The organism is Priestia sp. BR_2 (assembly GCF_041954005.1).
GTDB classification, from domain to species: domain Bacteria; phylum Bacillota; class Bacilli; order Paenibacillales; family Paenibacillaceae; genus Paenibacillus_AQ; species Paenibacillus_AQ lautus_A.
In genome coordinates, this window is sequence record NZ_JAVFHM010000110.1 from 14075 (window position 1) to 38908 (window position 24834).

Sequence of the window (24834 nt, forward strand, 5' to 3'; positions counted from 1 at the left end):
ATTTTAATAAAGAAGCTTAAGACTCACTGCCGTCTTTGCGAATGACGAATATCCAGTAAAAGAGCAGCGGCAACGGCATCGTCGTAGACCCCCATATCCCCCAGAACCAAGCCATCTTGCCAAGCCCCCGCTTCCTTGCATCCAGGAAAAGCCATGTCCCTTGGATCAGCACCAGCACAACGGCAAGGACGATCACTGCCAGCGGGCTCTCGTTCACTTCATTCATCGGATTCCCTTCTTTCCGGCAGATCTCAGACTCTTGGAAAATACAAGAACGGAAATCCCCGCGACCATGCCGAACCCGTGAATAAACAGCAGGATCATCGGCGCTGCCAAGGCAGCCATCAATCCCCCGCCGACGATAAAGAGCGCAACCAGAAGAAAGAGAAGCAACTCGTATTTCATCCGCTTCCGTTTGCGTTCCAAGGTATGAACGGCCAACGCATGCAGCCCTTCCAGGGATGGGGATGGCGCATCTTCAAACAATTGATCCACCCGCTTCATTTCCTGGTTCAATCCTTCAATCCATTTTTCATCCTCATGTTCAGGTCCTCTGACCATCGTCACCCATCTCCTTTCGCAGCTGTTTAACGCCGTAGGCGGTCCGCGATTTCACCGTTCCTTCGGGAATGCCGAGCATCGTTCCGATTTCCTCGTAGCTGTAGCCGTAATAGTGCTTCAGCAGGATGGCAATCCGATGATCCTCGGATAATCGGGACAATCCATCCAGCATATCCGTCCAGTCTTCTCCCCGCCGCTCCATCTGCCAGCGCATCCGCCTTGCCGACTGAACCGCCTCCTGCTCCAGCCATTTCTTCTCCCGTTTCTTTCGCCGGGTATTATCGATGAACAAACGGGTAGCAATGGTAATCATCCAAGAGGAGAAGGACGAAGTCCCGTTGTAACGGTTCATGTTCTCCATGCATCGAACGATGGTATCCTGCGCGGTATCTTCGGCAAGCATCGGGTCCATCGTCACTTTCAGCAAATATTTATAAAGGAAGGAGTAATGCTGCTTGAACAGCAGCGCCATGGCAGCAGCATCTCCTAACTGCGCTTGTCGTATCAAATCCTCTTCGCCAGGGATCATGATTGAAATCATCACCTTCTTTCGCCTTCGCCTGTAATACGAATAACTGCAGCCAATCGTTCAAACGGTTATTATATTTATCGTGTGCCAAATGATGTAATTTATATAGATACCTCCGGATGCTTCAGAAATTTCTTATGGTATCCGTAAAAAAACAAAAAAAAGCAGCCGGTGGACCCGGCTGCAGTCTCCAATCGGAGGGATCATTGTTTCTCACTTCATGATGAGGGTGTCATGTTAGCGGTCCACCTATTGATTCAATCTGATAACCTGCAGCCGATGATGCCATGGCTGCTGCGCGATCCCTTCATCCTTCACCAGCCTGTCCCAGACAACGGATGAAATATCCGTCTGGCCCCGCCGGCGGAACTCCGGTTGCCGATCAATCGCTTCGCTTCTTGTAACATTCCCGTTCAGCAGCGATAGATGATCTTTTCTCACTGGCGCTTCCCCCTAATCACGTCCATGCCAAAAAAACTCCCCATAAAATAAAAGAACGCAAACCGGGATGAATTCCACAGTCTGCGTGCTTCGCAATGGGTAACATTTAATTAACCGTATTGTATCAATCTTGTCTATATTTGTCCAGACAAAGTTTCCCGATTTATGTCGGATGTAATCCTACCTGCTCGCAGGAACATAAGGATTCCGCTGCTTTTCATAGCCAATGGTTGTCCGAGGCCCGTGGCCGGAGTACACAACGACCTCATCCGCAAACGTATACAGCGTGTTCTGAATGGAATCAACCAAATCGCGCTCACGGCCGCCCGGAAGATCCGTTCGCCCAACGCCTAGACGGAACAGCACATCGCCGGAAAACAGGTCATTTCCGCACTTGAAGCTCACGCTTCCCGGCGAATGGCCCGGTGTATGAAAGACCTTGAAGGTATGCCCGATCAGCTGCAGCTCCAGTCCATCGGCCAAATCGTACTCCGCCGGCTCGGTGGACAGCGGTCCGGTGACCTGAGGCCACATCAGCGAACCGTTAAGCTTTGGACTGGCCAGCCATTCGCTCTCCAAGGTGTGGAGATAGACAGGACAGTCCTTCAGCTTGCGGATCTCCTCGACGCCCCCCATGTGGTCAAAATGCGCGTGGGTCAGCAGGATCGCTTCAATCTCCAAATCCGCTATTCGCTTCACGAGCGGCCCCGGGTTCATGCCAGGATCGATAATGATCGCTTTGCCTTCTACAGGCCCTGTCAGTAAATATGCATTCGTCTGAAGCGGTCCTAAATTAAAGGTCTCAATATGAAGTGTCATGATTAAAACCCTGACATCAGTTCACGCAATTCCTTAATGATGGCAGCGTGAAACTCATACCCTTCCCCGTAGGCTTGAATGATGCTTTGCCGCGTGACGGCAAGGTTGTCCTGATAGTCCGTTGCTTCACGATCCGGATTGTTCTGCTTGAACTCAATCATAAACTTCTGAACGTGCGCCGGACGCGGTCCCCATGTGCCGAGGACATGTCCCCCGGTATCCGAAATGATCACAACCGGAATGGAACGGGCGCCCATGGTCAGGAACTGATCCATGACGTCCAGATTCTCTTCCATAATCAGCACTTCCGTCTCAATCCCCGCGGTCTCCATCGCACGGAATACGACAGGGATATTGCGCGCAACATCGCCGCACCAATCCGCTGCCAGAATGAGGACCCGCAGATCATCCCTGAAATTGAGGCTTTCAAAAAACTCTTGATCCTCTTCATTCTCCCATTTAAACTGCTCGTAGCCTGCCTTGAACGTATCCTGGTTCTTCTGCATGCCGTCCATGAATTGCTGCGGAGATATGCCCGTACCCAAATGATTTGCCATATTCATACTCATTCGTTATTTCGACCTCGCCTTCGCTGATTTTATCCATTTTATCAAAAAATAAAGAATCATGACGGCTAATGCGCCCAGCAGAATTTCCCGAACGTAAGGCCCTGCCTTCTCGTCGATATGCTCCCACTGGTCGCCCAGAAGCAATCCGAGGTATAAGAATAATGCCGTCCACGGAATAATCGCAAGGGTGGTCAACAGCGTAAACCTGCCCACATGCATTTTGGATATGCCCGCCGGGATGGAAATCGCATGTCTTACCACCGGTACAAACCGAGCCGTAAATATAACGCCGGTACCATACTTGCCGAACCATTCCTCGGCGTAGTCGATATGCTTCTTCTTAATCAGTATGTACTTCCCGTACTTCTCCAGGAAGGGTCTGCCCCCGTAACGGCCGATCCAATAAATGAATAACTGGGCGAGCACGCCGCCAACGGTACCAAAAATCATGGCACCGATAAAATGAACCTCACCCATGGAAACCAGATAACCGCCATAGGCGAGTACGATCTCGCTTGGGATGACCTCCACCATTAATCCGAGCATGATTCCGAAATAGCCCAGCTGCTGGATCCATTCAAACAGTCGGCCCACAGCCTCGTAAAAGAATTCCACGCTTGTCCCCCGCCTTCCTACTGCGTTGATTTCTAGTACTAGCCTATTCTAACACAGCCCGGGACATGCCTTCTACATGCCTTATAATGCGCCCAATTATGGGCGGCGCAGTGACTTTCGCCCGTTTCGGGACATATGGTGAAGCAAAGGAGTGAGTTAAAGCATGCATTCTCCCCATGCCAAACGACCGGGCAGCAAGCCCCCCTCCCCGCGCGGGATACGGCGGGCCTGCAGCAAAGAATTATACCGTACGACCAAGCGGCTCAAGCTGTACCTTCCTCCGGAAACCTTGAAGCAAGGAGAAGAATTGTATTATCGGAAGGTCATCGGAAATCTGATCTGGATTCACGAAAACTACAGCAATAAAAAACTGCTGTGCGACTGGTGGGAAAAAGACGTCTGCGGCGAGCTTGCCGAGCTCTGGCAGGTTCCGGAGCGCCAGCTGGCCTCCGCCTTTCGGGATGCCTTCGGGGGATGACATGCCCCCCTCTTCCCCCGTCACACCGTGAGAAATTACGACAAAAGGCTGCATTTGGATCGTCAACCGTAGATTGATAGGTCGTCCATTCTACACCGTTCGTTCTAAGGCGAACCAGCAAAGCGTCGCCAACGCCATGCCGCCCTTCATGGTACCGCGTAATGTGGGGCAAGGTAAGTCGCCGCAAACGGTTGCGATTCGGCATGATTCGCCGTAGGCAGTGCGGGGATAACGGATATCAGGGCTGCCTTGCGGCATGCTCCCGTTCTCCCCATGTCATCGTGTTATCGAAGCGGTTGGCCTGCCGAGCCGCAAGCACGGACAGATGAAAGCCACGGTCATTTCGAAAAGGATCAAGCTCATGAAGGGCAGCCGCAAGGAAGCGATAGCGCTTCAAGGTATCCCATCCGGCCCGGGCCGCCTCAACCGCTCCGGCGGAATCTCCCGCCCTGCGGTGCCAGTCCGCAAGGGCGGCCAGCTTCAGCACGGCCCGGGTTTGCTTGACCGGATTGAAACGATCCAGTTCGATGCCCCTTTTGAACCATGCCGCCGCTTCCTCCGATTCGCCTCTTAGGGAATAACCTTCTGCCAGCTTCCAGCTTAAACCCGGGTGATTCGGCGCATGCACCATGCTTCGTTTCAGCAGCGGAATCTGCTCGCTTGGGGGAAGCCATGCCGAGAGCTTTATGGCCGCATCCGTATTGGCGGGGTTCCAATTTAACGAGGATCGGAGGAGCAGGATCTGCCGGCCTGGCGGCTCCGATACGGCCCATCGCTCTTGAAGCTCGCTGATGCCCAGCGCCGCGGCGAGGAAAGTCCAAGCCGCGAGCGGGAGAATGGCCACAACCCTGAGCCGTCGCAGCAGGGAAGGGGCCAGCTCCCCTTCATAGCCGGCTTGCAGTTGATTCCATCGTTTGAACGGCCGGGTTAGCCGAGTTGCCATAGATCCATGCTGAGGCGCCTCATCGGGGGAACCCCCTGCCAAGCCCATTACCGTAAGCCACAATAGGAGCAGCCATACTAGCCCGAAGCCCCAATCGAAATCCACGGACGCATGTCCGATCAGCACGAGGGCGGGGGGCATGAATCGGGAGCTTGCCGCGATGAGCCTTGCAACCATAAAGATAACCAAAATAAGGACAAGCAGCAGCCCAATGATTCCCGTATTCAACAGGATATCCATATATCCATTATGCACCTCGGCACCCACATAGGGCTGGGACTGAATGGCAAGGTAGGATTGCCGCCACGTCTCCCCTCCCCGTCCCAGCCACGGCGACGACCGGGCCAGCTGCCAGGCGTCGCTGTACATGAGGCTGCGCGCGCTGAGCGTTGCCGCGCCGCCCAGGGTCCGATCCTGCACCTGGAGCAGGATCACGACAACCGCTGCGGCTGCCAGCAAGGCCGCAGCTCCCAGGGCCCCGGGCGCGGCGTAACGCCGGCCGGGGCCCCCGCTGTGCCGCCAGCGGCACAGCAGCAGGCCGGCGAGGACGCCGCCGGCCCAAAGCCCGGCCAGCCACAGCAGGCCGGGCAGCACGGCTGGCGCCAGCTTGGCATCCGCCAGCTGGCGGTACAGCAGCGCCGCGCTCGCCACAGGCGCGGCGGCAGCCACCAGGAGCGGCGCCAAGGCACGCCGCTCCTTGGCGAAGCCGGCCGCGCACGCAAGAGCGGCCGCGAGCCAGGCGCCGCGCGACTCCGTCAGGAGCAGCGCGGCGGTATAGGGCGCAAGCGGCAGCAGCGCAGCCGCTGCGCGGAGCGTGCCCGTCCGGTTCCGCAGGACGGACGGCAGCGCGAACAGCCGCTCCAGCAAAAAGGCGGCCATCACCGCCCCGAACGTGTTCGGGTATTGAAGCAGGCCGCCAAGCCTCGCGCCGGTCGCGCTAATGTCCGCATCCGCCGTATGATAAATCCCATACGGCAGCTCCATAAGCCCGTATACGGCAAGCAAGGCGCTGCCGCACAGCACGGCGCCCAGCAGATGCCAGCCGGCATGCATGATGCGTAAGCCGGGGCCTGTACGGCACGCGCGCCAAGCAGCAATGGCAAAAGAACCATAGCTTCCCCACAGGATGATCTCCTTCATCGTGCCTTCCAGAGAGAGGGGGCGCCCTATCCCGTGAAAGACGTAGATGAGAAGGATTGCGCAGATGCAGCCAAGAACCACCCGCAATTCTCTGTCCGAAGGTACCGCCTCCGGCAGTTTCCCCATGCCATGATTCTTCCGGCCTTGAACGGCACCATGCCAATCGGCTCCCGTCATGAGCAGCAGAAGCACGCCGAAACCCGCTCCGATCCAATATATATCCTCGTCAAAAAACATTCCGCTCCGGATACTGGCCGCAAGCCCCAGCCCGATCAGCATCATCCCGCAAACACGATGCAGGGTATTCGATGCCATTACACCACGCCCCGTTCAAGAAAGAATGCGTAACCCTTCTCCGTTTCTGCCACTTGCACGCTCCCGCTCCTCCGCGTGCCGAACATGAAACCCGCCTAATAGCCATTGTGGACCAGGACGGTCGGCGTTATTCTTGATTCAATGTTGGCGATCACATCTGGTGCTGTAAGGGCCACACGATTCCCTGGATTAAGGCTTTGATTGCCATCGCAAGAAAAACTTCTATCGACGACGCACGTTCTTAGAAGAATGACCGCGTTTAGATGTTGATTTTGTTTCGATAACCGGAAGGCCGGCTCCGAAGTTCCTATTTTCCATTAAAAAAGCGATGAACGTGCGCGCTCGCACGTTCATCGCCAAACCGGTTCAACGCGATTCCATTTCCGTATTCGGGAGCAGGTCCTTGCAAGCCCGTTCAAGGTACGGCGAGGCGCTTAAAAAATCGCGAAACGCGGTATACTCCTGCCATAGTTTATTCCGGTCTCCGGCAGAACCGCTGACCGCACGGATCAAAATATTCTTGGGCGTATGTTCCATATCGATAAACTCCAGCAGCTGCGTCTTGTATCCCATCAGGTCGAGAAGCTTGGCCCGAATGGCGTCCGTGGCCAGCGCCGAGAAGCGTTCCTTCAGTATGCCGTGGGACAGCAGCGGCTCCATGACTGGGCTCTGGACTTGGGCGAACAGCTCGTGCTGGCAGCAAGGTACCGACAGAATCACCGAAGCCCCCCAGCGGACCGCTTTTTCCAGCGCCGCATCGGTTGCGGTGTCGCATGCATGCAGCGTGACCACCATATCCACCTGCTCCAGTTCGTCATAATCCGCAATGTCGCCGACAAGAAACCGCAATTGGGTATAATTCAGTTTTTTCGCCAGCATACTGCAGTGTTCGATGACATCCGCCTTGAGATCCAATCCGACAATATTCAGCTTTCTGCGCGCGGTTACCGCCAAATAGTGATACAAAGCGAAGGTCAGATAGGATTTGCCGCAGCCGAAATCGACGATCGTAAGCGGACGGTCCTCCGGCAGATGAGGGAGGACATCCTCCACCATCTCCAAGAAGCGGTTGATCTGTTTAAATTTATCGTATCTGCGGGCAAATACTTTGCCATCCTCGCTCATGATGCCGAGCTCCACCAGAAACGGAACCGGCTCTCCCTCTTCAAGAATGTAGGTCTTTTTCCGGTTATGCGACAAATCCGTTTTGGTCTTGGAAGCGGATTTGGTCAGAATCGAAACCTTGTATTTCTTCGAAATCAGAACCTGATAGTCCGCTTCCGGCGTATAGATCATCGCTTGCCGGAATACATTTTCGAACATATCCAACAGTACGGCCTCCGCCTCATCCGCCGGCACATTCTGATGAGTGACCTTGGTTGCGGAATAATAGGCGAACTGATAGTGCAGCTTGTTCTTGAGCTCTACGGGCTTAACCGTTACTTTGCTGTAGGTCATGCCTTCCCGCTTGCGAAGCTGGCTTAGCGTAGCCGTAATCAATGATGCTTCTTCCATGATGTTATGAATCAATTTTCTTAATGCATCCAAAAGGTACATCTCGCTTTCTTTTATGTTATAGACAGGTTAATCGAGGCCGGGAAACGGTTTGTCTCCGTCCACCGCCGCATGCGGAAAACGGCGGCGGAGCTCATCCATTCCTTCCTCGACTTCCTCCAGCGGAAGCCCGCCTTTTGCCAAATCCTCGGGCCGTTTCTGCTGCAATCTTTGATAGAACCTTACGCCTTCGTCATATTCGATCTTACCGCTATCCAGCAGTTGGTGCAGGGTATTCTCCGCTTCCGCGAACATCCCCTGCTGCTCCGTAAACGCATAATAATCCAGCATCGCCGTTTCGGGCCACGCGTAAGCCCTTAAACGTTCTTTCAGCAGACCGATCCGTTCCGTCAACCCGATCAGTTTCGGATCCGCCCCTTGCAGGGCTGACTTCAAATATAACTGAAAGACCTTGGTATAGAGCATAACGGCTTCTTCTTCGCGCTCAAGCTCGAGCAGCAGCGACGCTTCCTCTTCCATCAGCCTTGCTGCACTCTGCAGCTTGTCCGCTTCCAGATAACCATGATTGCGAAAGAGCTGCTCGATATCGGCTGCGGACAAGGAGCGAAGCAGCCCTGAATTCAGTCGGAACTGCCGTTTAAAAAGCTCATCCAGCTCCCATAAAGCTTCGGTGTGCTTGCGCTCCTGCTTGAGCGAAAACACTTTGGCTATCATCTGTGTCATATCCTCAATAAGCCGCACAAGATAATCCCTGCGAAACATGCACTCGCCCCCAACCTGCATCCGTGCCGGATGCAGCGAATTGTTGACCTCATCTTTAACCTTCCGGCAATTCCCGCTGCCGAGGAACTTAGGACCGGCATGCCAGGCTGTTCGGTGAATCCCCTGCAGGCGCATTCATGCCGGGTCTATTCCAATCCGGATCACGATTAAATTGTAGGCTATCCGGGACCAGAATTCCAGTAGCCGCCCTTCTGCCTCGTTCACGCTTTGTTCAATCGGGGTCCGGATACGATGGAGGGGCCACTGCAACTGCAGCCCGCAATGCAACAAACGGATACCCCGCAATAGGAGTATCCGTTTATTATAAACGATATGGATTTATTCTTGCTCCAGCCGTCCCATGAAAGAGGAAATGACTTCGCCGAGCTTCTCGGGCGTCTCCATCATACTCATATGACCCGCGCCCTCGATCACGATCCGGGTTACGTTGTCATGATCTGTGGTAAAGGTGCGCTCCGCCGGAATCAAGCCGTCCTTCTCTCCTGCTACAAGCAGGATCGGCAGCGTGGAAGCCGAGAGCACATCGCGCCGGTCTGGACGCTCGCGCATGGCCAGCGCCGCCCCTATCGCACCTTGCGGCGGCGTAAGGTAACCGATCTCCTTCGCCCGCTGAATGCATTCCGGCTTGGTTTCCTTCGTATCCGGAGCAAACAGGCCCGGCACCAATCCGTCAACAAAAGCCGTAATGCCCTCCCCTTGGATGGTGCTGACCGCTTTCACCCGTTTCTCCTTCGCTTCATCCGAATCCGGATAGCCCGTAGAATGGATCAGGCCAAAGCCGTTCAATCGAGAAGCGTAGCGCTGGGCGAAGGAGAGCGCTATATATCCTCCGAGGGAATGACCGAGCAACGCTGCCTTCGGAATATCGAGCTCATCCATCAATAGCAGGACGTCGTCCGCCATTTGTTCGATGGTATACGATCCCATCGGTGCATCAGACCGCCCGTGACCCCGGAGATCCGGTACAATGACTCTGAAACCTTGAAGATATGGCAGTACCTGTTCCCAATAGGCGGAGCTTCCGCAGAAACCGTGAAGCAGAATGACCGGCTCACCTTGTCCCTGATCCACGTAGCAAATCGTGCTGCCGTTGCATTGTACTTTTTCCATAGCGATACCCTTCTTTCTATTCAGCGATGCCCTTGGATAGACACCCATTATTTTATAAAGAATGAACTATTATTAAACTAAAACAACCCCGGTTGAAACGCGTGTCTTACGGCCTAAGGCCAAAGGCCGCAGCGGCTTGCTTCGCTATCTGCTCCGCCATTCCCATGACCTGGTAAAGGGACGTCACTTGGAGGGTCCAATACGGCTTCGGTCCATGAACGTTCACGACCGCTGCCACGCTGTAGTCTCCCACAGCCGGCAGCTTCCCGCCGACGGATTGGGCCGGCGCCAGCGGACCTTCGCTTGTAAAGAAATAACCGACGGAAGAGGATTGTCCCAAGCAAGCATCAATGGCAATAACCACCTGATCCTCGGGTATGCCTTGAAGCTTTGCCTCAAGATTGAAAGCATCACATGGTTCGGGCAGCGTGCCGATCACCTGCGGAAAACCGTATTCCACAAGCCGGCTTCCAGTCAACGGACCGAGCGCGTCACCTGTGGAACGGTCGGTGCCAATACATAAAAATACGATGCTGCCCAGCGCATGGCGCCGCGAAATCCCCTGAAAAAAACCGGCCAGTTCATGGCCCGACATCTTGGCTTTGGCAGCATGCACGCTTGGCGTCTTGCCGGCTTGTTCGCTCATGACGGACCTCCTTGATTAAATGGTTCGATGATTAGCATCGCTGACGGTGAAGCGTTTTTTTCTGATTTTAACCTATCTTCCTCACCGATGGCAAAAACATTGGTCGAGCCGCACGCTAACATGTTACAATACAGGGATGAAAATCGTAAATCCGCCTAAGAGAGGATGGTGTTATTCCATGGATTTGAGTGAAAAATCCCAAGCAAATGTCGAGTATATGATCGAACAGATTAAAACGAAGCTACGGATGGCTACAGGCGCTGCCATGCAGGCCTCTGCCTTCTCGGTTAACCAATATGATGATATTTATGATCTGTACGATATGGTCATGAATAAACAGAATCTTAGTATTTCGGAAGTGGAAGCCGTTGTATCCGAGCTTGGACAGCTCCGCGGAAACCAGTAGGACGGTATCTTCACGTACTTTGAGTGTATTCTTAAGAAGCGCTTTTGTCATGACAAAAGCCCCGGTACTTGCGAATCTCGCAAATCCCGGGGCTTTCTGTTTACGTTATGGCATATCGATAAGGACCATTTCCGAGCTTCCCTCACTGGAGTTCCCCCGGAAGGTCAGCTCATGACGACGCTGTATCCTTGCCGCATCGCCCGCCTTAATATCGAATACGCCGTCTTCCGATGATATTTCGACATGACCGCTTATGACGTATAGATGCATTCTACGATCCCCGGCCAGACTGTACGTCAGTTCTTGTCCGGTCTCCAGTATGCTGCTGTACATCACAACATCCAGCGACTGGGGCAGGCTCGACTCACCATTGCCTGAACCGATGATCGGAAGCATCTGGTTCAATTGCTGTTCTTTTGTGAAATTGCTTTGATGGTGACTGGTCTCAAGGCCCGGCTCCGCAGGGAGAAACCACATTTCCAGATAGCGTACGTCCTCCGAAGATGAGGCATTCCTCTCGGCATGGTACACGCCGGAGCCTGTATTCACGACATGAACCGTACCGGGCGTAAGCTCCATGACCTTCCCTGTATCATCCTCATACGTCAACGTGCCTTCCAGCACCAAATGCACAATCACCAAATCATGATGAAACCTTCGATCAAACCCCTCCATCGGTTGGAGCACGTATTCATTATGCGCCAGAAGGCTTCCAAAGTGCTCGTTATGCGGGTCTGTATAATCACCAAAAGAAAAGCTGAATTCGCTGTGAATACCGTCTTCATGGGTAGTATGTCTTTCCGCTGCCGTCATGATTTTAATCATGGCCGGTCACCTCCGCCTTTTTTACTATTCAATACCCCGGCGGTTTCCGGTCTAATCAGTCGCCTTTAAGCGTGGAGCAGCTTAAATCCGGTTTCTACCCTGCCTACTCGAAGACCCTCATCATTATATAAATCCTTAGGATATGCAGCTTTCAGCCGTTCGATGGTCGCTTTGCTGCCATAGCCGATTTGTTCCAATATGGACTCCGCGATCCAGCCCCATTCTTCCTCGGAGCCGTCCGAAATTTTGAAAGAAATGCCGAGCCGCTCCTTCTTAAGGCCGAAACAGTACACTCCCTTGAAGCCGCCCTTGGCCACAATATTAGGATCTTCCAGAAGAAGGGTATCCACTTTGTGTTTACCCGCCACCATATAAGGGGCTGCATGCATGGCCTTCGTGATTTGCATGACCGCCTTTCGCGTCGGCTCGTCCTCTATGAGGTCCGGGCATGCAAGCTTCATGTAGGCTGTTGCCAAAGCGCGGAGCGGCATGGCGAATACCGGCAGTCCGCATCCATCGGTTCCCAGTTTCACATCGCCGGGAGCCAATCCCGCCAAATAGGCGACCGTCCGAAGGATTTCCTGCTGCAGCGGATGTTCCGGCTGATCGTATCCCGTCAACGGATATCCCGCCATCTGGCAGTAGGCCAGCATGCCATAATGCTTGCCGGAGCAGTTATGGTACCATTTACTTTTCTCGCCGCCGCCTCGCAAAAGTGTTTCTTTGCTTCCTTCGTCCAGCGGCCAGTTGGATGCGCACACCATGTGGGTTTCGCTGATGCCCGCCTTGCGTGCAAAACGCTCCAACACTTCCACATGAGCCTGCTCCGCACGATGCGAAGCCGTCATGATCGCAATTTCCTCATCGGACAGTCCGTAATGATCGACCAGCCCGCCCCGAATGGAAGGAATCGCCTGCATCGGCTTGGCCGAAGAACGCGTAAATGCGACATAATCCGGATCTCCCGCATAAGCCTCGACCTTACCTTGTTCATTCACAACACATATATGTCCATTGTGGACGCACTCCAAGATGTCCGCCCGATATTCCTTCACCAATACAGTGTCCATGTTGAATAACTCCTTCTATATACCGTCTGTTACGTATGATGCCTTGAGAAGCCTGTATGCTTGCATCTCCCCGAGATCACGCTTATTCGAGAATGATTGCGAATCTGTATTCAGTATAGTACAAAAAAGGGCAATTGACAGCAGGATACGTTCCATAGAGGACGGACATTTCATTTATCTCCCGTTTTGCACGTCTCCTGTTTCATGGTGTGGCCTTGCGTTTAATTACGAGATAAGCAAGCCCACTCGAAACACATTGCTCTGAAAAAGGAGGCGATCGTATGTGGGGAATCATCATCAGCATCGTGATGGCAATCATCATCGGGATAATCGGGGATGCGCTGGTTGGTCATGAAATGCCGGGCGGAATTATCGGTTCCATGATCGCAGGTTTCATAGGCGCATGGCTCGGACCGTGGCTCTTCGGAGCTTGGGGTCCTGTCATAGGCGGATTTGCCATTGTGCCCGCAATCATCGGTACGGCCATCTTTGTATTCCTGCTCGGTCTTGTTGCCAAGTTGTTTAGACGCACAGCCTGATCCTCGTGTTTATATTCATTTTTATATTAACTAAAAGGAGTGAAAGTTATGAATAACGCAGAACAAGAATATCCAGTACAAAGCGGTTCCACATTCTTCAAAGGTGCTTTTATCGGTGCCTTGGTCGGAGCGGCGGCAGCTCTGTTGTTCGCTCCAAAGCCAGGCCGCGAGCTTCGCGGGGATTTATCCGAGAAGCTGAGCATGGTGTCGGATAAAACCAAAGAAGTCGCTTATACCGTAGGCGATAAAGCTTCTGAACTGGCAAAAACGGTAGGAAGCAAAGCCTCCGATGTCATGGCCACCGTGAACGAAGGCCGCCAAAGCATTATGTCCAGCGTCAAGGAAGCGTCGGCAGACGTGTCGAGCGAGGTTTCAAGTGCTTCCAAAGATGTGAAGGATAAAGCGATGGACACCTCTTCCGAAGTCAGCCGTGAAATGAAAACGACAACGAATTATTAATTCGTAGGGTCACGAATAGCCAGCTGACGCAGCTGGCTATTTTTGTGCCAGATCCGGCACGTTGTCTTATCCACATTGTATGGATTCCGAAGTGAAATGAAACGGCGCATCTGCCTGGAAAGCGGGGATATTTCATGAGTAAAGCAAACCCATATCATGGCGGCTCCGGCTTCTCAACCCGAAGCGGCAGTCGTTCGACACGAAACGAGGAACAACGAGTGCAATCCGAATCGTCCAGGGAAAGACACTCGAAAGAGGCGGATGAGGTGCAGGAGCATCCCTTTGAGCTTAGGCACGAAGTGAAGAAATTGAACACGCGACTGGACAAAATCGCCGCCACGCTGGAGAAGTCCGAAATGAAAGACATGATCGATAATTACATGAATCCCAAGAAACGCATCATTGCCAACCTCACTGCCGGCCTGGCCCGGGGGTTGGGCTTAACCCTTGGCACGGCTCTCGTGCTGGGTCTTCTGGGTTACATTCTCAGCTTCTTTGTCAATGTGCCGATGATAGGGGATTTCATCTCGAACCTGCAGGGATATATTGAACAATCCAAATCCTAATTCGTCTCTATTACCTGAACAAGCCCGGTACCTTTAACGGTTACCGGGCGATTGTGATGAGTTATTGCTGCACTTCTTATGCAATCGTGTACTTCGCACTCAAATATTCCTGTTTTTGGACTTTACTTGAAGCAGGTCCCCCGTCCATCCCTTCGCACGCATCCAAAGGTACATCCCTCCGGTCCAGAGCAGGGTGAAGCCAATGACTGCCGTGAAGCCCCAGAACGTCTTAATGCCGGGCAAGTTTTCGAAATTCATGCCCCATACGGCTCCGATCACGGTTGCCGGTGTGAATACGACCGTAAAGATGGTCAAGGTCTTCATGATTTCATTGCCGCGGAACGCCGAGATGGCATCATCTATGGATACCAGCGTATCGATTTCGCGCTCATAGTGATAAATCAGCCTTTCCATTCTTTCTACTCGATGCAGGAGCTGTTGAAACGAGCGGCTGGCATCCAGCTCGCCGTGATACCCTTCCTTCGCCGCAGCGATCAGCTCCTGAAAAGGAATAAACAGGTTGCTCCATTCCAGCAGCTCAAACCTTGACGAGAGAATGTTATCCATTAAAGATCTTCGGTTGCGTGTACGCATATCCTTTTCGACAAGACGCAGGTTATGTTCGAATTGATCCATTCCTGCATGGTAATAATGCAGAATGGCCCGGGCCAATACAAACAGGCCGTCTACGGGCCGCTCGCATTGATGAAGCATCGAGGCTCTATCGGCCTTGGCCATCACGCTGCGGGTATGCTCATCCAAATTAATGGTGATCAGCACTTGAGCATCCACATAGAAATAGAACTGTTCCGACTTATGATGCTCGCGTTCATTCGTAACCTTGTAAAGCATGGACCCCATAATGACCGCCTCCACCCCATCCTTGAAACGAACGGATAAGTAATTCCGCTCCTTTAACGACGGTGCCAGATTAAACCATTCGGCTGTATAAGGATAGCGTGACCGAAGCTCGCCGATCCAGGAGGATTGCCAGTTATCCGTTCGGACATCGTGCCATTGCCACCCCCCTGCAAAATCATAAATATCCTGACCTTCTGTCGTATCCGGCCCAAGCATGATTTCCTTGCCACTCCCTTCGATAAATACGGATATTAGGTTTCAAAAAAGGCACGCATTCCCGTGATGGAGGAAGCGTGCCTTATGTTGCTATACGTCTGTCTCTACGAAGCTTGTCCATATCAATACGAAGAATTGGACATGATTTGCTTCAGTTTTTCCGTTGCCCGCTTCTGGATACGCGAGACACTCATTTGCGACACACCTAACCTTTGAGCGATCGCTCGTTGGGACTGCCCCTCCTGAAATGCCAGCAGCAGCACCTTCTGCTCCTGCTCCTTCAGCTGGCTCATCGCCTGTTGAAGATCCATGCGCTTCTCGACGGAATCAAAGTCGTTCACGTCCGAACTGATCAGCTCTCCAAGCGTGGCCCCGGTTTCTTCCTGAGACAATGGGGAATCCAATGATACATAATGATAGCATTCCCTACCCGCCAACACTTCAACGGTTTCCTCAACGGAAAGATCCAGGTAGGATGCAATCTCATTCACATCAGGAGATCGTTCAAGCTTCACCATTAATTCATCAATCGCTTGCTGGACCAAGGCCCCCTTCTCCTTGATTCGTCTTGGCACTTGAATGTACCATGATTTATCGCGGAGGAAGTTTTTCATATGCCCGATCATACTCTTCATGGCGTAGGGCTCAAACGGAATCCCCAGGCTAATGTCGTATTGCTGAAGCAAACGGATTAATGCCATTTGACCAACCTGATATAAATCCTCATACAGATCGGGCCGATTCCGGGCGATTTTGCCTGCTGCCATCTTGACCATCGGTTCATATTTTTTAATCAGCACCGTTGCGATATCGTTATCCTTCGTCTGCTGATACTGTTCTATTAAATGAACTGCTTCATCTCTGGACTCTTGGGGAGTCGCCTTATCACTCATACTGGCTCCTCGCTTCTTGCGAGCCGCTTCGTCAGCGTAACCTCGGTTCCCTTTCCAGCCTGGTTTGTCACGCTCACCTCGTCCATAAGCGCCTCCATCAGGTAGAAGCCAAGTCCTCCGATTTGGACCTCGCTGAGATCTTTATCATGAAGTGTACGATCGCCAACCGCCCCCACACTGTCGAAACTCTCCCCTTCGTCTCTGACCGTAATGGATAGCGACTCGCCGGTCACTTGAAATAAAACCTCTACCATTCCGCCTTCCTGGCTATAAGCATATAAAACCGAGTTGTTACAGGCCTCCGACACCGCAACCTTCATATCTTCGATCTCTTCATAGGAAAAGCCCATCTTGGAAGCTATCCCGTATAGATTCAACCTTACAATATCCACGTATTCAGCACTGGCAGGCAAATTAAGTGTTATTCTTTGTACATCTGAATTCATTCTTTTCGATCCTTTCCTATTGGGAATTCTTCTTACGACTGAAAGAACTTCGCAATACCCGTCATATCGAACAGCTTTTGAATTTGCGGCGGAACTTCCTCAACTGCAAAGCGTGCTTCCATGCCATGTCTGGCTTTCAGTATCGACAGAAGAATACCAATGCCCGTACTATCAATATATGTCATGTCCTTCATGTTGACGATCAAGTCTACTTCGGAATTGCCGACAAGAGGCTCCATTACCAATCGAAAATCCGGAGCGACGGACAAATCAAGTTCACCGCTCAAAAATACAGTGCATACGCCCTCGTTCATTTGGGTCTTGGCATTGAACTTATCATTCGTTTTTGTATTCATAGACACTCTCTCCCAATCATTTGTTTTCCCTTTACATAACCCGTTATCTCGCTTGTTGAAACAGGTTAACGAGGGATCAAGGCGCGCTAATATATGGAAAACGATTCATTCACTAGCCGTTGATGATTCGAACTTGGCTTGGGCTGATGTCCCACCCGTCCGGCTCTACCGGCATATAACGGGAGATCAGGTGCTTTACACAGCTGATTTTGACCGGTTTGCTGATATATTCATTCATGCCGGCATCAAAGCAGCGCTTCTGAATCCCGTCCATGACATTGGCTGTCATCGCAACGAGTACGGGAGCGTCCGCTTCCGGCTTCATCTGGCGGATGAGGCGAGCGGCCTCCAAACCGTCCATGACCGGCATTTGCAAATCCATAAAGATCATGTCGTAAGATTTATGCCCGGCAGCCATCTCAACGGCCTGCCTGCCGTCTTCGGCCATATCCGCGATCATTCCCATCTTTTCAAGCATGCTCTCCATCAGCTTTCGATTAATCGGATGGTCGTCCACGATCAGAATGTTCGGCTGTCTTCCCCCGTGCACCCGATATTTGTCCGAATGTTCCTCTTCCCGTAGCCGAGGATGCTCCTCCTCATGCGTGTGAACGCAGATCGTGAATACGAAGGTGGCTCCCTCCCCTTCCTTGGAGTCAACCTCGATCTCTCCGCCCATCATCTGCACAAGCGATTTACAGATCGCTAGCCCCAGACCTGTTCCGCCGTAGCGTCTGGTCATCGAGGAATCCAGTTGAGAGAACGGCTTGAACAGCCGGTCAAGCTTCTTCGATGAGATACCGATTCCCGTATCTTTTACCGTGAATTCAAGCGTTAATCGATTCTCTTCAGCCTTGGCAAGCGAAACAACCAAATACACGCCGCCCTCATTCGTAAATTTTACGGCATTGGATACCAAATTCACCAACACTTGACGCAGGCGCCCCATATCGCCGAATACCATCGAAGGGATTTGATCCTCGATATAATACGTAAGCTCCAGGTTTTTCTTGGAGGCTTCTCCGGAGAACAAACCGAACACTTCCTGAACGCAGGACTTAAGATCAAACGGATATTCCTCCAGCTCCATTTTGCCGGATTCCATCTTGGAGAAATCCAGAATGTCATTAATGATGTTAACCAAGGCATCCGCACTGTTGCGGATAATCGTGGCATATTCACGCTGTTCATCCTGAAGCTCGCTGTCCATCAGCAAATCAATCATCCCGATGACGCCATTCATCGGCGTTCGGATCTCATGACTCATCATCGCCAGAAACTCGGTTTTGGCTTTGGCGGCAATCTCGGCTTCTTCCTTGGCCAGCACTAGCTCTTGATTAATCTTTTCCAGTTCCTGAGTCTTCTGGTGCAATTGCGCGGACTGGATCTTCAGCCTGTTATTGGTCCGATACATATCGACAAAACCCTCGATCTTGGATTTCAAGATTTGAGGGATGAAGGGTTTAACCATATAGTCGATTGCACCGGCGGAGTATCCCGCAAAAAGATGCTCCGCGTCCTTGCTGTTTGCGGAAATGAATATTATCGGAATATCCTTTGTCTTGTCTCTCGCCTTGATCAGCCTTGCCGTTTCAATGCCGTCCATGCCGGGCATTTGGACATCGAGAACAATCACGGCAAAATCATACTTCAAGAGATATCGCAAAGCCTCTTCGCCCGAAGTAGCTTTAATGAGCGTGTATTGTTCGCTGTCCAGAACAGCTTCGAGTGCAAGTAAGTTTTCAGGGCGGTCATCTACCAACAGAATATGAATCGGTTCGTGAAACCCCATGAGATCCTCCTACAAAACTTCTATTTAATCTTTCGATAGATTTTCTCGACGCGGTCCAATGTCTCATAAGCTTCGCTATAATTCGTAAAGTGTATGGACTCTTTGGCGCCCAGGACGAGAATACCGAAATGGCTTAGACTCTCGTGAAACAATCCGTGCACGTGATCCCGCAGCTGGTCATTAAAATAGATCATGACATTCCGGCAAAAAATCACGTTAAACTCGTTAAAGGAGCGGTCCGTTGCCAAATTGTGCTCGGCAAATATCATGTTTTTCTTCAAGAACGGCTGAAAAATAACCGAGTTGTACTTCGCGGTATAGTATTCGGAGAACGAGCGGGTACCGCCCGCCTCCAAGTAATTCTTCGTATATTGCTTCATGCGTTTGATGTCGAATACGCCTTCCTTGGCCTGCTGGAGCGAACGCGAATTCATGTCCGTCGCATAAATCCGGGATTTTTCATACAGTCCCTCTTCATGAAGCAAAATGGCCATGGAATACACTTCTTCTCCGGTTGAGCAGCCCGCATGCCAAATCCGTATATACGGATACGTACGAAGCAATGGAACCACCGACTGCCTGAATGTCAAGAATAGTGTCGGATCCCTGAACATTTCCGTAACAGGAATCGACAAATTATATATGAGCCGCTCAAAACATGAACGGTCGTGCAGTACTTTGTCTTGGAGGGCAGAAATCGTGGAAACACCCTCTGCATGAACATGATGCCAGATTCTCCGCCTCAACGAAGGAATGGCGTAATTTCGAAAATCGTAACCATAGAATCGATGAATGCCATCCAAAAGAAGTTCGATCTCGATCTGTTCCAGTTCACGCTCGCTATTCTCTGTCAACAACAGTAGTTCTGATTCCATATGGTCACTAGATGACATTACGCTTGCACCGCTTTCCGAGTGTTTATTTGCTACTTGTACTTTACCCACAAAAGCGGCTTACGAATACAACCAAACCCTCATTAGGGAAAGAAGTTGCTCTGTCTGAATCGGCTTCTTCATATAATCGGAAGCACCCGCTTCAATGCATTTCGCGCGGTCCTCTTTCATGGCTTTGGCCGTCAGGGCAATAATCGGCAATTTGTCGAATTCCGGCATTTCGCGTAAACGGCGCATCGCCTCATAACCGTCCATCTCCGGCATCATCATATCCATTAACACCAGATCGAAATCCGGATTCTGCTGAAGGAGCTCGATCGCTTCCCGGCCGTTCTCGGCAAAGGTCACTTCCATATTGTATCCCTCCAGCACGCTGGAGAGGGCAAACACGTTGCGGATATCGTCATCCACAAGCAGAATTTTCTTGCCTTCAAACAGTTCTTCCTTGTTGTGCAGCTTCTGCAGAATTTTACGTTTGTCCTCCGGCAAATCGGCCTCAACCCGATGCAGGAACAGCGTCGTTTCATCCAAAAGCCGTTCCGGAGACTTCACGTCCTTAATGATGATCGACTCCGCATATTTGCGAAGCTGCATCTCTTCCTTCGAATCCAAATCCTTGCCGGTGTAAATAATAATAGGCAGATCCACCAGGTTCTCGTCATCGCGAATCTGGTCAAGCAGTTCAAAGCCTGTCATATCCGTCAGCATCAGATCAAGCACCATGCAATCATAGCGCTGCTTACGCAGCTCGCTGAGCGCCTCGGCGCCCGTGGATGCCGCCGTAATCGACACATCGTCATGGCCGATCAATTCGATAATGGAATTCCGCTGAATATCGTCATCCTCGACAATCAAGAGATGTTTCATCGATTTTTCCGCATAGGATTGGATATGCGTAAACGCGTCCTCCAGCGCTTCCCGGCTTGAAGGTTTCTTCAGGTAAGCGATCGCTCCCATCATTAAGCCTTGCTTCACTTCATCCACAACGGAGATGACATGCACCGGAATATGGCGGGTAACCGCAGAGCTCTTCAGCTCGCCCATGACGGACCAGCCGTCGATTACCGGGAGCTGGATATCCAGAATGATGGCATCCGGTCTGTACGACTTGGCCATCTCCAGTCCGATGTCACCCTGCAGTGCGACCAAAGCCTTGAAGCCGCGGCCTCTGGCCATATCGAGCAGGATTCTGGCAAACTTCACGTCATCCTCAATGATGAGCAGCACTTTATCCGTCGGCCCGAGCTGGTTGCGATCATCGTCTACCTGTATGGCAGGCTGAACCTCTTTCGTAACCATCTTGGCTTTCGGTACGATCAGAGCGCTCTCCGGCGGTGCCTCCATCGCTGCGGCCGCTTCCTTCGCACCGTCTGCCACTTCTGGATGGCTTGCCGGCAGGAAGAGGGTGAAGCAGCTTCCTTTGCCTTCCTCCGATTCAACCGTAATCCCCCCGCCCAACAGGCGGGATAGCTCGCGGCTGATGGAAAGGCCAAGCCCGGTCCCGCCGTATTTGCGGCTAGTGGTACCGTCCACCTGCTGGAAGGCTTCAAAGATCAGATCCGTTTTGTCTGCCGGAATGCCGATTCCGGTATCTTTGACAGCGAAGGCCACATAGTCCGATTCGGCATTTAGGTAAACCGGAAGCTTGTCCTTGTCGGCCTTCTCCACCTGCAGCTCGACAGAGCCGCTATTCGTAAACTTGAAAGCATTCGATAACAGGTTGCGCAGAATTTGCTTCACGCGATGACTGTCCGTCACGATGCTTTGCGGGATATCCTCTTCAATATGCACGCCCAAATTAATATGCTTGCGCGATGCCACCGCGGCGAAATTCTGCTCCACGAAGGCTTCGATATCCGGAAGCTGGACGTCTTCATAGTTGATTTCCATTTTCCCGGCGTCCACTTTCGATAAGTCGAGAATTTCATCAATCATTTTGAGCAGGTCGGATCCCGACATGTAAATCGTCTGTGCATACTCAATCTGCTTGGAGCTTAGGTTCCCATCCTTGTTCTCAGACAGCAGCTGCGACAATATCAGCAGGCTGTTAAGAGGGGTGCGCAGCTCGTGGGACATGTTCGCCATGAACTCCGACTTGTATTTGGTTGTAATCGAGAGCTGCTTCGCTTGCTGCTCGAGCTGTACTCGCGCCTTCTCGATTTCATCGTTCTTCTCTTCCACTTCCTGCACTTGTTCCTCAAGCGCACGCGTCTTGGCAACAAGCTCGGTATTGTAGTGCTCCAGCTCTTCCTGCTGGCGCTGCAGCAGGTCCTCGGAACGCTTGAGGGCATTGGTCTGCTCCTCCAGATTCTCGTTGGTACGGCGAAGCTCTTCCTGCTGCGTCTGGAGCTCTTCCGATTGAACCTGAAGCTCTTCGGTCATGGCCTGGGATTCGCGCAGCAGCTGCTCGACCCGCAGTCGGCCCGTGATGTTGTTCAGAATGATGCCGAGGGACTGGCTTAGCTGAGACATCAGCTGCTCCTGCAAAGATGTCGTTTCCTCGAACGAAGCCAACTCGACGACGCCCAGCACTTCATTCTCGAACAGAATCGGGTAGATCATGATAGACACCGGCTTGGATGAACCCCACGCGGATTCCACCTTCATATAGTCCTCAGGAGCGCCTTTCAGGACGACCGGCTTCTTATCGAGCGCCGCCTGGCCTACAAGCCCTTCCCCGATCATGAACGCAACCTTCGGCTCTTCTCCGCCTTCATGGGCATAGGAGCCCTTCATCTCCAATTTGTTCGGATGTTTGTCTTCCTGACGGATATAGATGGCTCCGTAATGAGCTCCCAAGATCGGCGTGAATTCGCTGATAAATCGCTGGCCGACCTCTTCCAGGGAATTGATTCCTTCCAGCAGCTCGGTGACTCTGGCCATGTTCGAGTTCAGCCAGGATTGATCACGCTGCGCCTGGAGATAGGTCTCCTCGATGCGCTGCTTCTCGATGATGTCTTCGGACAAGTCTTTGAATACTCGAGCTACGTCCCCAAACTCGTCCTTGGACGTAACCTTGATACGGCGGATGGCCTTCAGCCTGCCTTCGCCGAAGCTCTTCAGCATCATGGAAACCACGTTGATGCCCCGGGTTATGCTTGGGAGAATCCATAGAATGACCAGCATTCCGATAAGAAGCCCGCCGGCCATGATGTAGATGAATATTTGCACGGAGCGGTCGTAAGCGGCTTGCGCTGCGGCTATATCATCGTTGATCTTCTGATTCTCGTAGCCGCTAAGCTCGTTCAGGCTCATCAGAATCTCATCCTGAACCGCTTGCCCGGTGGAATTACGGAGTGCGTTGGCCCCATCTGCGTCGCTGGTAGAGAGCAGTTCCAGCGTCTTGTTCTGATACACGATATATTCGTTACCCGCACGCTCGATCCGGACCAGCAATTGCTGTTCCTCTGCGGTATTTACGCTTTCCTTGATGGCCTTGAAATACTCCTCCGCCTGTGCCGTCATCGTCTCGATTTCCTGTTTGGACACCGCATACGTAGACGGATCGTTGCTCAGGATCATATTCGTAAGCTCTCGCGCCATATTGTTGACTTCTCCGCGCATGCCGCTGGAGTTTCGCACCTTCTGGTATCGCTCCTGGAAGATCTGGTCCATCTGGTTGTTCATATAACTGATCCGGTCGTACCCGATCAGGGTTAAAACCAGCATAAGCGCCAGTAATGTTGTAAAACCAATGACTAACTTGCTCTTAAGCTTCATTGATGGGTTCCCTCTCCTTTTTTAAGAGATATCCAAACCAGGCATTTATCGTCCTCTCGCTCCTGCGATGGATCATCCACAAAATACTGTTCCTTCATTTCGTCCTCTCTCCAATGGTGAGGGCCACCCAGATGCGTCTTCAGGTGATCCAGCTTCTCGTCATGTCCGCCCTCTACCAGTTCGAGCAGGCCATCCGTATACATAACCAAATGACCTTCGCCTTCATAATGAAAGCTTCGTGGCTCCATGTCCTCGATCCGGTCGAACAAGCCAACCGGGCAGCAGCCTTGATCCAGCGTCATGACCTCGCCGTCCTCCTTGAAGAACAGAGCCGGGGGATGTCCAGCGTTGACATAGTCCACCCGCTTCAAACGAGTGTCCACGACAAGATAGATGGCCGTAAAATAGTACTGAATCAGCTGTTCGCCCAGGTTCAACTGATTGAATCTGCGATTCAATTCTTGAACCACCTTCTCCGGTTCGACATAAGTCGTCACCGTATCCTTCAGCACCGAAGCAATGAACATGCAAAACAGGGACGAAGTAATCCCGTGTCCCATCATATCCAGCAGAATCACGCCATAACGTCCGTCGCCTAGCGGAAACCATGCATACAAATCTCCCGCAAGCTCTGCCGAGGGCTGGTACAGCGCATGAATCTCCAGCTGTTCATCTTCGATGGGCGAGCTTAACACGGCATTCTGAACCATGGCCGCAAGCTTCAATTCCGCCTGGACCCGCTGTTCCCTTTCAATATGCCAGTCTTTCTCATGCTTCAACCGAAGCGCGAGGCGTATCCGCGCCATCAGCTCCACCTTGTTGATCGGTTTCGTGACGTAATCGACGGCACCGGCATCCAGCGCTTCCGCCAGCTTCTTCGAATCTCCGACGGCGGTGACCATAATGATCGGTATATCTTTCAAATGCTCGTATTGCTGAACAATACGGCAAGCTTCTATTCCATCCATCTCAGGCATCATCATATCGAGCAGCACCAAATCGATATCCGCCCTACGGGGTTTCGGATCATGGCTGCGATCGCCGATCCCCAGGTGTTCCAGCATTTCCAGGGCCGAAGATGCAGATAGTGTATTTTGATAATTTTCCTTCTTCAAGATTTCTCGAATAATAATGACGTTAGTCGGATTGTCATCTACGATTAATATTCTCATTGCCCTCTCCTTTAACGTTACGGCTTATGCGGCAGAAATCCTTTTCCTACTATTATACTATAATAACCCTTTGATCATTTGCCATAGAAAAAGGTTCTCAAGCTTGAATCTTCCACTTTTAATAGATATATGGAACATTCTTTTAAAACATAGATA

27 protein-coding genes are annotated in these 24834 nt (G+C 51.9%); 5 read left to right on the forward strand and 22 right to left on the reverse strand.

All coding sequences use genetic code 11. The features are described 5' to 3' along the window. Positions 1-16: 16 nt before the first annotated feature. The 7 genes from RB298_RS03095 to uptA all read right to left on the reverse strand — a co-directional run bounded on the left by RB298_RS03095 (position 17) and on the right by uptA (position 3534). Positions 17-226 carry a hypothetical protein gene (locus RB298_RS03095; protein ID WP_304145438.1) on the reverse strand — a complete coding sequence of 70 codons (210 nt, stop codon included), beginning with the start codon at positions 224-226 and terminating at the stop codon, positions 17-19. Further along, the gene (locus RB298_RS03100; protein WP_096776963.1) at positions 223-561 is read right to left on the reverse strand and encodes a YxlC family protein; all 339 of its coding nucleotides are present in this window, start codon (positions 559-561) and stop codon (positions 223-225) included. Before RB298_RS03100 ends, RB298_RS03095 begins: the two co-directional genes overlap by 4 nt. Continuing rightward, positions 545-1102 (reverse strand): RNA polymerase sigma factor SigY, encoded by a 558-nt coding sequence (sigY, locus tag RB298_RS03105; RefSeq protein ID WP_096776962.1) that lies wholly within the window; start codon positions 1100-1102, stop codon positions 545-547. Before sigY ends, RB298_RS03100 begins: the two co-directional genes overlap by 17 nt. A 237-nt stretch (positions 1103-1339) precedes the next feature. Continuing rightward, positions 1340-1531, reverse strand: a complete 192-nt coding sequence (locus RB298_RS03110) for a hypothetical protein (protein ID WP_009594128.1) — start codon at positions 1529-1531, stop codon at positions 1340-1342. Positions 1532-1711: 180 nt separating this feature from the next. Further along, complete coding sequence (locus RB298_RS03115; RefSeq protein ID WP_015737464.1) at positions 1712-2350, reverse strand: MBL fold metallo-hydrolase; 639 nt, start codon at positions 2348-2350, stop codon at positions 1712-1714. 2 nt (positions 2351-2352) lie between these two features. Continuing rightward, positions 2353-2919 carry a thioredoxin family protein gene (locus RB298_RS03120; RefSeq protein WP_096776960.1) on the reverse strand — a complete coding sequence of 189 codons (567 nt, stop codon included), beginning with the start codon at positions 2917-2919 and terminating at the stop codon, positions 2353-2355. Positions 2920-2922: 3 nt separating this feature from the next. Next, complete coding sequence (gene uptA, locus RB298_RS03125; RefSeq protein WP_096776959.1) at positions 2923-3534, reverse strand: undecaprenyl phosphate transporter UptA; 612 nt, start codon at positions 3532-3534, stop codon at positions 2923-2925. A gap of 163 nt (positions 3535-3697) precedes the next feature. Here uptA and RB298_RS03130 point away from each other — a divergent pair, with 163 nt between their 5' ends. Next, on the forward strand, positions 3698-4012 hold the full coding sequence (locus RB298_RS03130; protein WP_009594078.1) for a hypothetical protein: 315 nt from the start codon (positions 3698-3700) through the stop codon (positions 4010-4012). A 238-nt stretch (positions 4013-4250) separates the two neighbouring features. Here RB298_RS03130 and RB298_RS03135 read toward each other — a convergent pair whose 3' ends face one another. From RB298_RS03135 to yyaC, 5 genes are all read right to left on the reverse strand, one after another. Continuing rightward, positions 4251-6410 (reverse strand): O-antigen ligase family protein, encoded by a 2160-nt coding sequence (locus RB298_RS03135; RefSeq protein ID WP_096776958.1) that lies wholly within the window; start codon positions 6408-6410, stop codon positions 4251-4253. 366 nt (positions 6411-6776) lie between these two features. After that, positions 6777-7967: a class I SAM-dependent methyltransferase gene (locus RB298_RS03140; protein WP_176502548.1), complete on the reverse strand. Its 1191-nt coding sequence runs from the start codon at positions 7965-7967 to the stop codon at positions 6777-6779. Positions 7968-7994: 27 nt separating this feature from the next. After that, positions 7995-8822, reverse strand: coding sequence for a DUF6483 family protein (locus tag RB298_RS03145; protein ID WP_486045716.1), 828 nt, complete (start codon positions 8820-8822; stop codon positions 7995-7997). Positions 8823-9026: 204 nt separating this feature from the next. Beyond that, the gene (locus RB298_RS03150) at positions 9027-9818 is read right to left on the reverse strand and encodes an alpha/beta fold hydrolase (RefSeq protein ID WP_015737470.1); all 792 of its coding nucleotides are present in this window, start codon (positions 9816-9818) and stop codon (positions 9027-9029) included. A 106-nt stretch (positions 9819-9924) separates the two neighbouring features. Beyond that, positions 9925-10464 carry a spore protease YyaC gene (gene yyaC, locus RB298_RS03155; RefSeq protein WP_486045718.1) on the reverse strand — a complete coding sequence of 180 codons (540 nt, stop codon included), beginning with the start codon at positions 10462-10464 and terminating at the stop codon, positions 9925-9927. A gap of 178 nt (positions 10465-10642) precedes the next feature. Here yyaC and RB298_RS03160 point away from each other — a divergent pair, with 178 nt between their 5' ends. Continuing rightward, positions 10643-10870, forward strand: a complete 228-nt coding sequence (locus tag RB298_RS03160; protein WP_015737472.1) for a DUF1128 domain-containing protein — start codon at positions 10643-10645, stop codon at positions 10868-10870. A gap of 105 nt (positions 10871-10975) precedes the next feature. Here the strand turns inward: RB298_RS03160 and RB298_RS03165 are convergent, their stop codons facing one another. Together RB298_RS03165 and RB298_RS03170 are read right to left on the reverse strand one after the other, a co-directional pair. Next, positions 10976-11695 carry a pirin family protein gene (locus RB298_RS03165; RefSeq protein ID WP_096776953.1) on the reverse strand — a complete coding sequence of 240 codons (720 nt, stop codon included), beginning with the start codon at positions 11693-11695 and terminating at the stop codon, positions 10976-10978. 65 nt (positions 11696-11760) lie between these two features. Next, positions 11761-12765, reverse strand: a complete 1005-nt coding sequence (locus RB298_RS03170; RefSeq protein ID WP_486045721.1) for an asparaginase — start codon at positions 12763-12765, stop codon at positions 11761-11763. A 281-nt stretch (positions 12766-13046) separates the two neighbouring features. On the opposite strand from RB298_RS03170, the gene RB298_RS03175 reads away from it, so the two are divergent. The 3 genes from RB298_RS03175 (at position 13047) to RB298_RS03185 (ending at position 14329) form a co-directional block, all read left to right on the forward strand. Then, entirely contained in the window at positions 13047-13304 is a 258-nt protein-coding gene (locus tag RB298_RS03175) for a GlsB/YeaQ/YmgE family stress response membrane protein (RefSeq protein WP_015737475.1), read from the forward strand. Between the two features lie 48 nt (positions 13305-13352). Beyond that, positions 13353-13763 (forward strand): YtxH domain-containing protein, encoded by a 411-nt coding sequence (locus RB298_RS03180; RefSeq protein WP_009594054.1) that lies wholly within the window; start codon positions 13353-13355, stop codon positions 13761-13763. Positions 13764-13897: 134 nt separating this feature from the next. Beyond that, a complete protein-coding gene (locus tag RB298_RS03185; RefSeq protein ID WP_036663874.1) occupies positions 13898-14329 on the forward strand; it encodes a DUF5665 domain-containing protein in 432 nt (143 codons plus the stop codon). 99 nt (positions 14330-14428) lie between these two features. On the opposite strand, the gene RB298_RS03190 is transcribed toward RB298_RS03185, so the two are convergent. The 8 genes from RB298_RS03190 to RB298_RS03225 form a co-directional block, all read right to left on the reverse strand. Beyond that, complete coding sequence (locus RB298_RS03190) at positions 14429-15406, reverse strand: magnesium transporter CorA family protein (protein ID WP_096776951.1); 978 nt, start codon at positions 15404-15406, stop codon at positions 14429-14431. Positions 15407-15528: 122 nt separating this feature from the next. Further along, the gene (locus RB298_RS03195; RefSeq protein ID WP_009594120.1) at positions 15529-16299 is read right to left on the reverse strand and encodes a sigma-70 family RNA polymerase sigma factor; all 771 of its coding nucleotides are present in this window, start codon (positions 16297-16299) and stop codon (positions 15529-15531) included. Next, the gene (gene rsbW / locus RB298_RS03200; protein ID WP_015737478.1) at positions 16296-16745 is read right to left on the reverse strand and encodes an anti-sigma B factor RsbW; all 450 of its coding nucleotides are present in this window, start codon (positions 16743-16745) and stop codon (positions 16296-16298) included. Before rsbW ends, RB298_RS03195 begins: the two co-directional genes overlap by 4 nt. A gap of 32 nt (positions 16746-16777) precedes the next feature. Further along, positions 16778-17101 (reverse strand): STAS domain-containing protein, encoded by a 324-nt coding sequence (locus tag RB298_RS03205; protein ID WP_009594079.1) that lies wholly within the window; start codon positions 17099-17101, stop codon positions 16778-16780. A gap of 112 nt (positions 17102-17213) precedes the next feature. After that, positions 17214-18893 (reverse strand): response regulator, encoded by a 1680-nt coding sequence (locus RB298_RS03210; RefSeq protein WP_486045725.1) that lies wholly within the window; start codon positions 18891-18893, stop codon positions 17214-17216. Positions 18894-18913: 20 nt separating this feature from the next. Further along, positions 18914-19768: a CheR family methyltransferase gene (locus RB298_RS03215; protein WP_486045727.1), complete on the reverse strand. Its 855-nt coding sequence runs from the start codon at positions 19766-19768 to the stop codon at positions 18914-18916. 78 nt (positions 19769-19846) lie between these two features. Further along, positions 19847-23506, reverse strand: coding sequence for a response regulator (locus RB298_RS03220; protein WP_486045729.1), 3660 nt, complete (start codon positions 23504-23506; stop codon positions 19847-19849). Beyond that, complete coding sequence (locus RB298_RS03225) at positions 23503-24678, reverse strand: SpoIIE family protein phosphatase (protein ID WP_096776948.1); 1176 nt, start codon at positions 24676-24678, stop codon at positions 23503-23505. Before RB298_RS03225 ends, RB298_RS03220 begins: the two co-directional genes overlap by 4 nt. Positions 24679-24834: the final 156 nt, after the last annotated feature.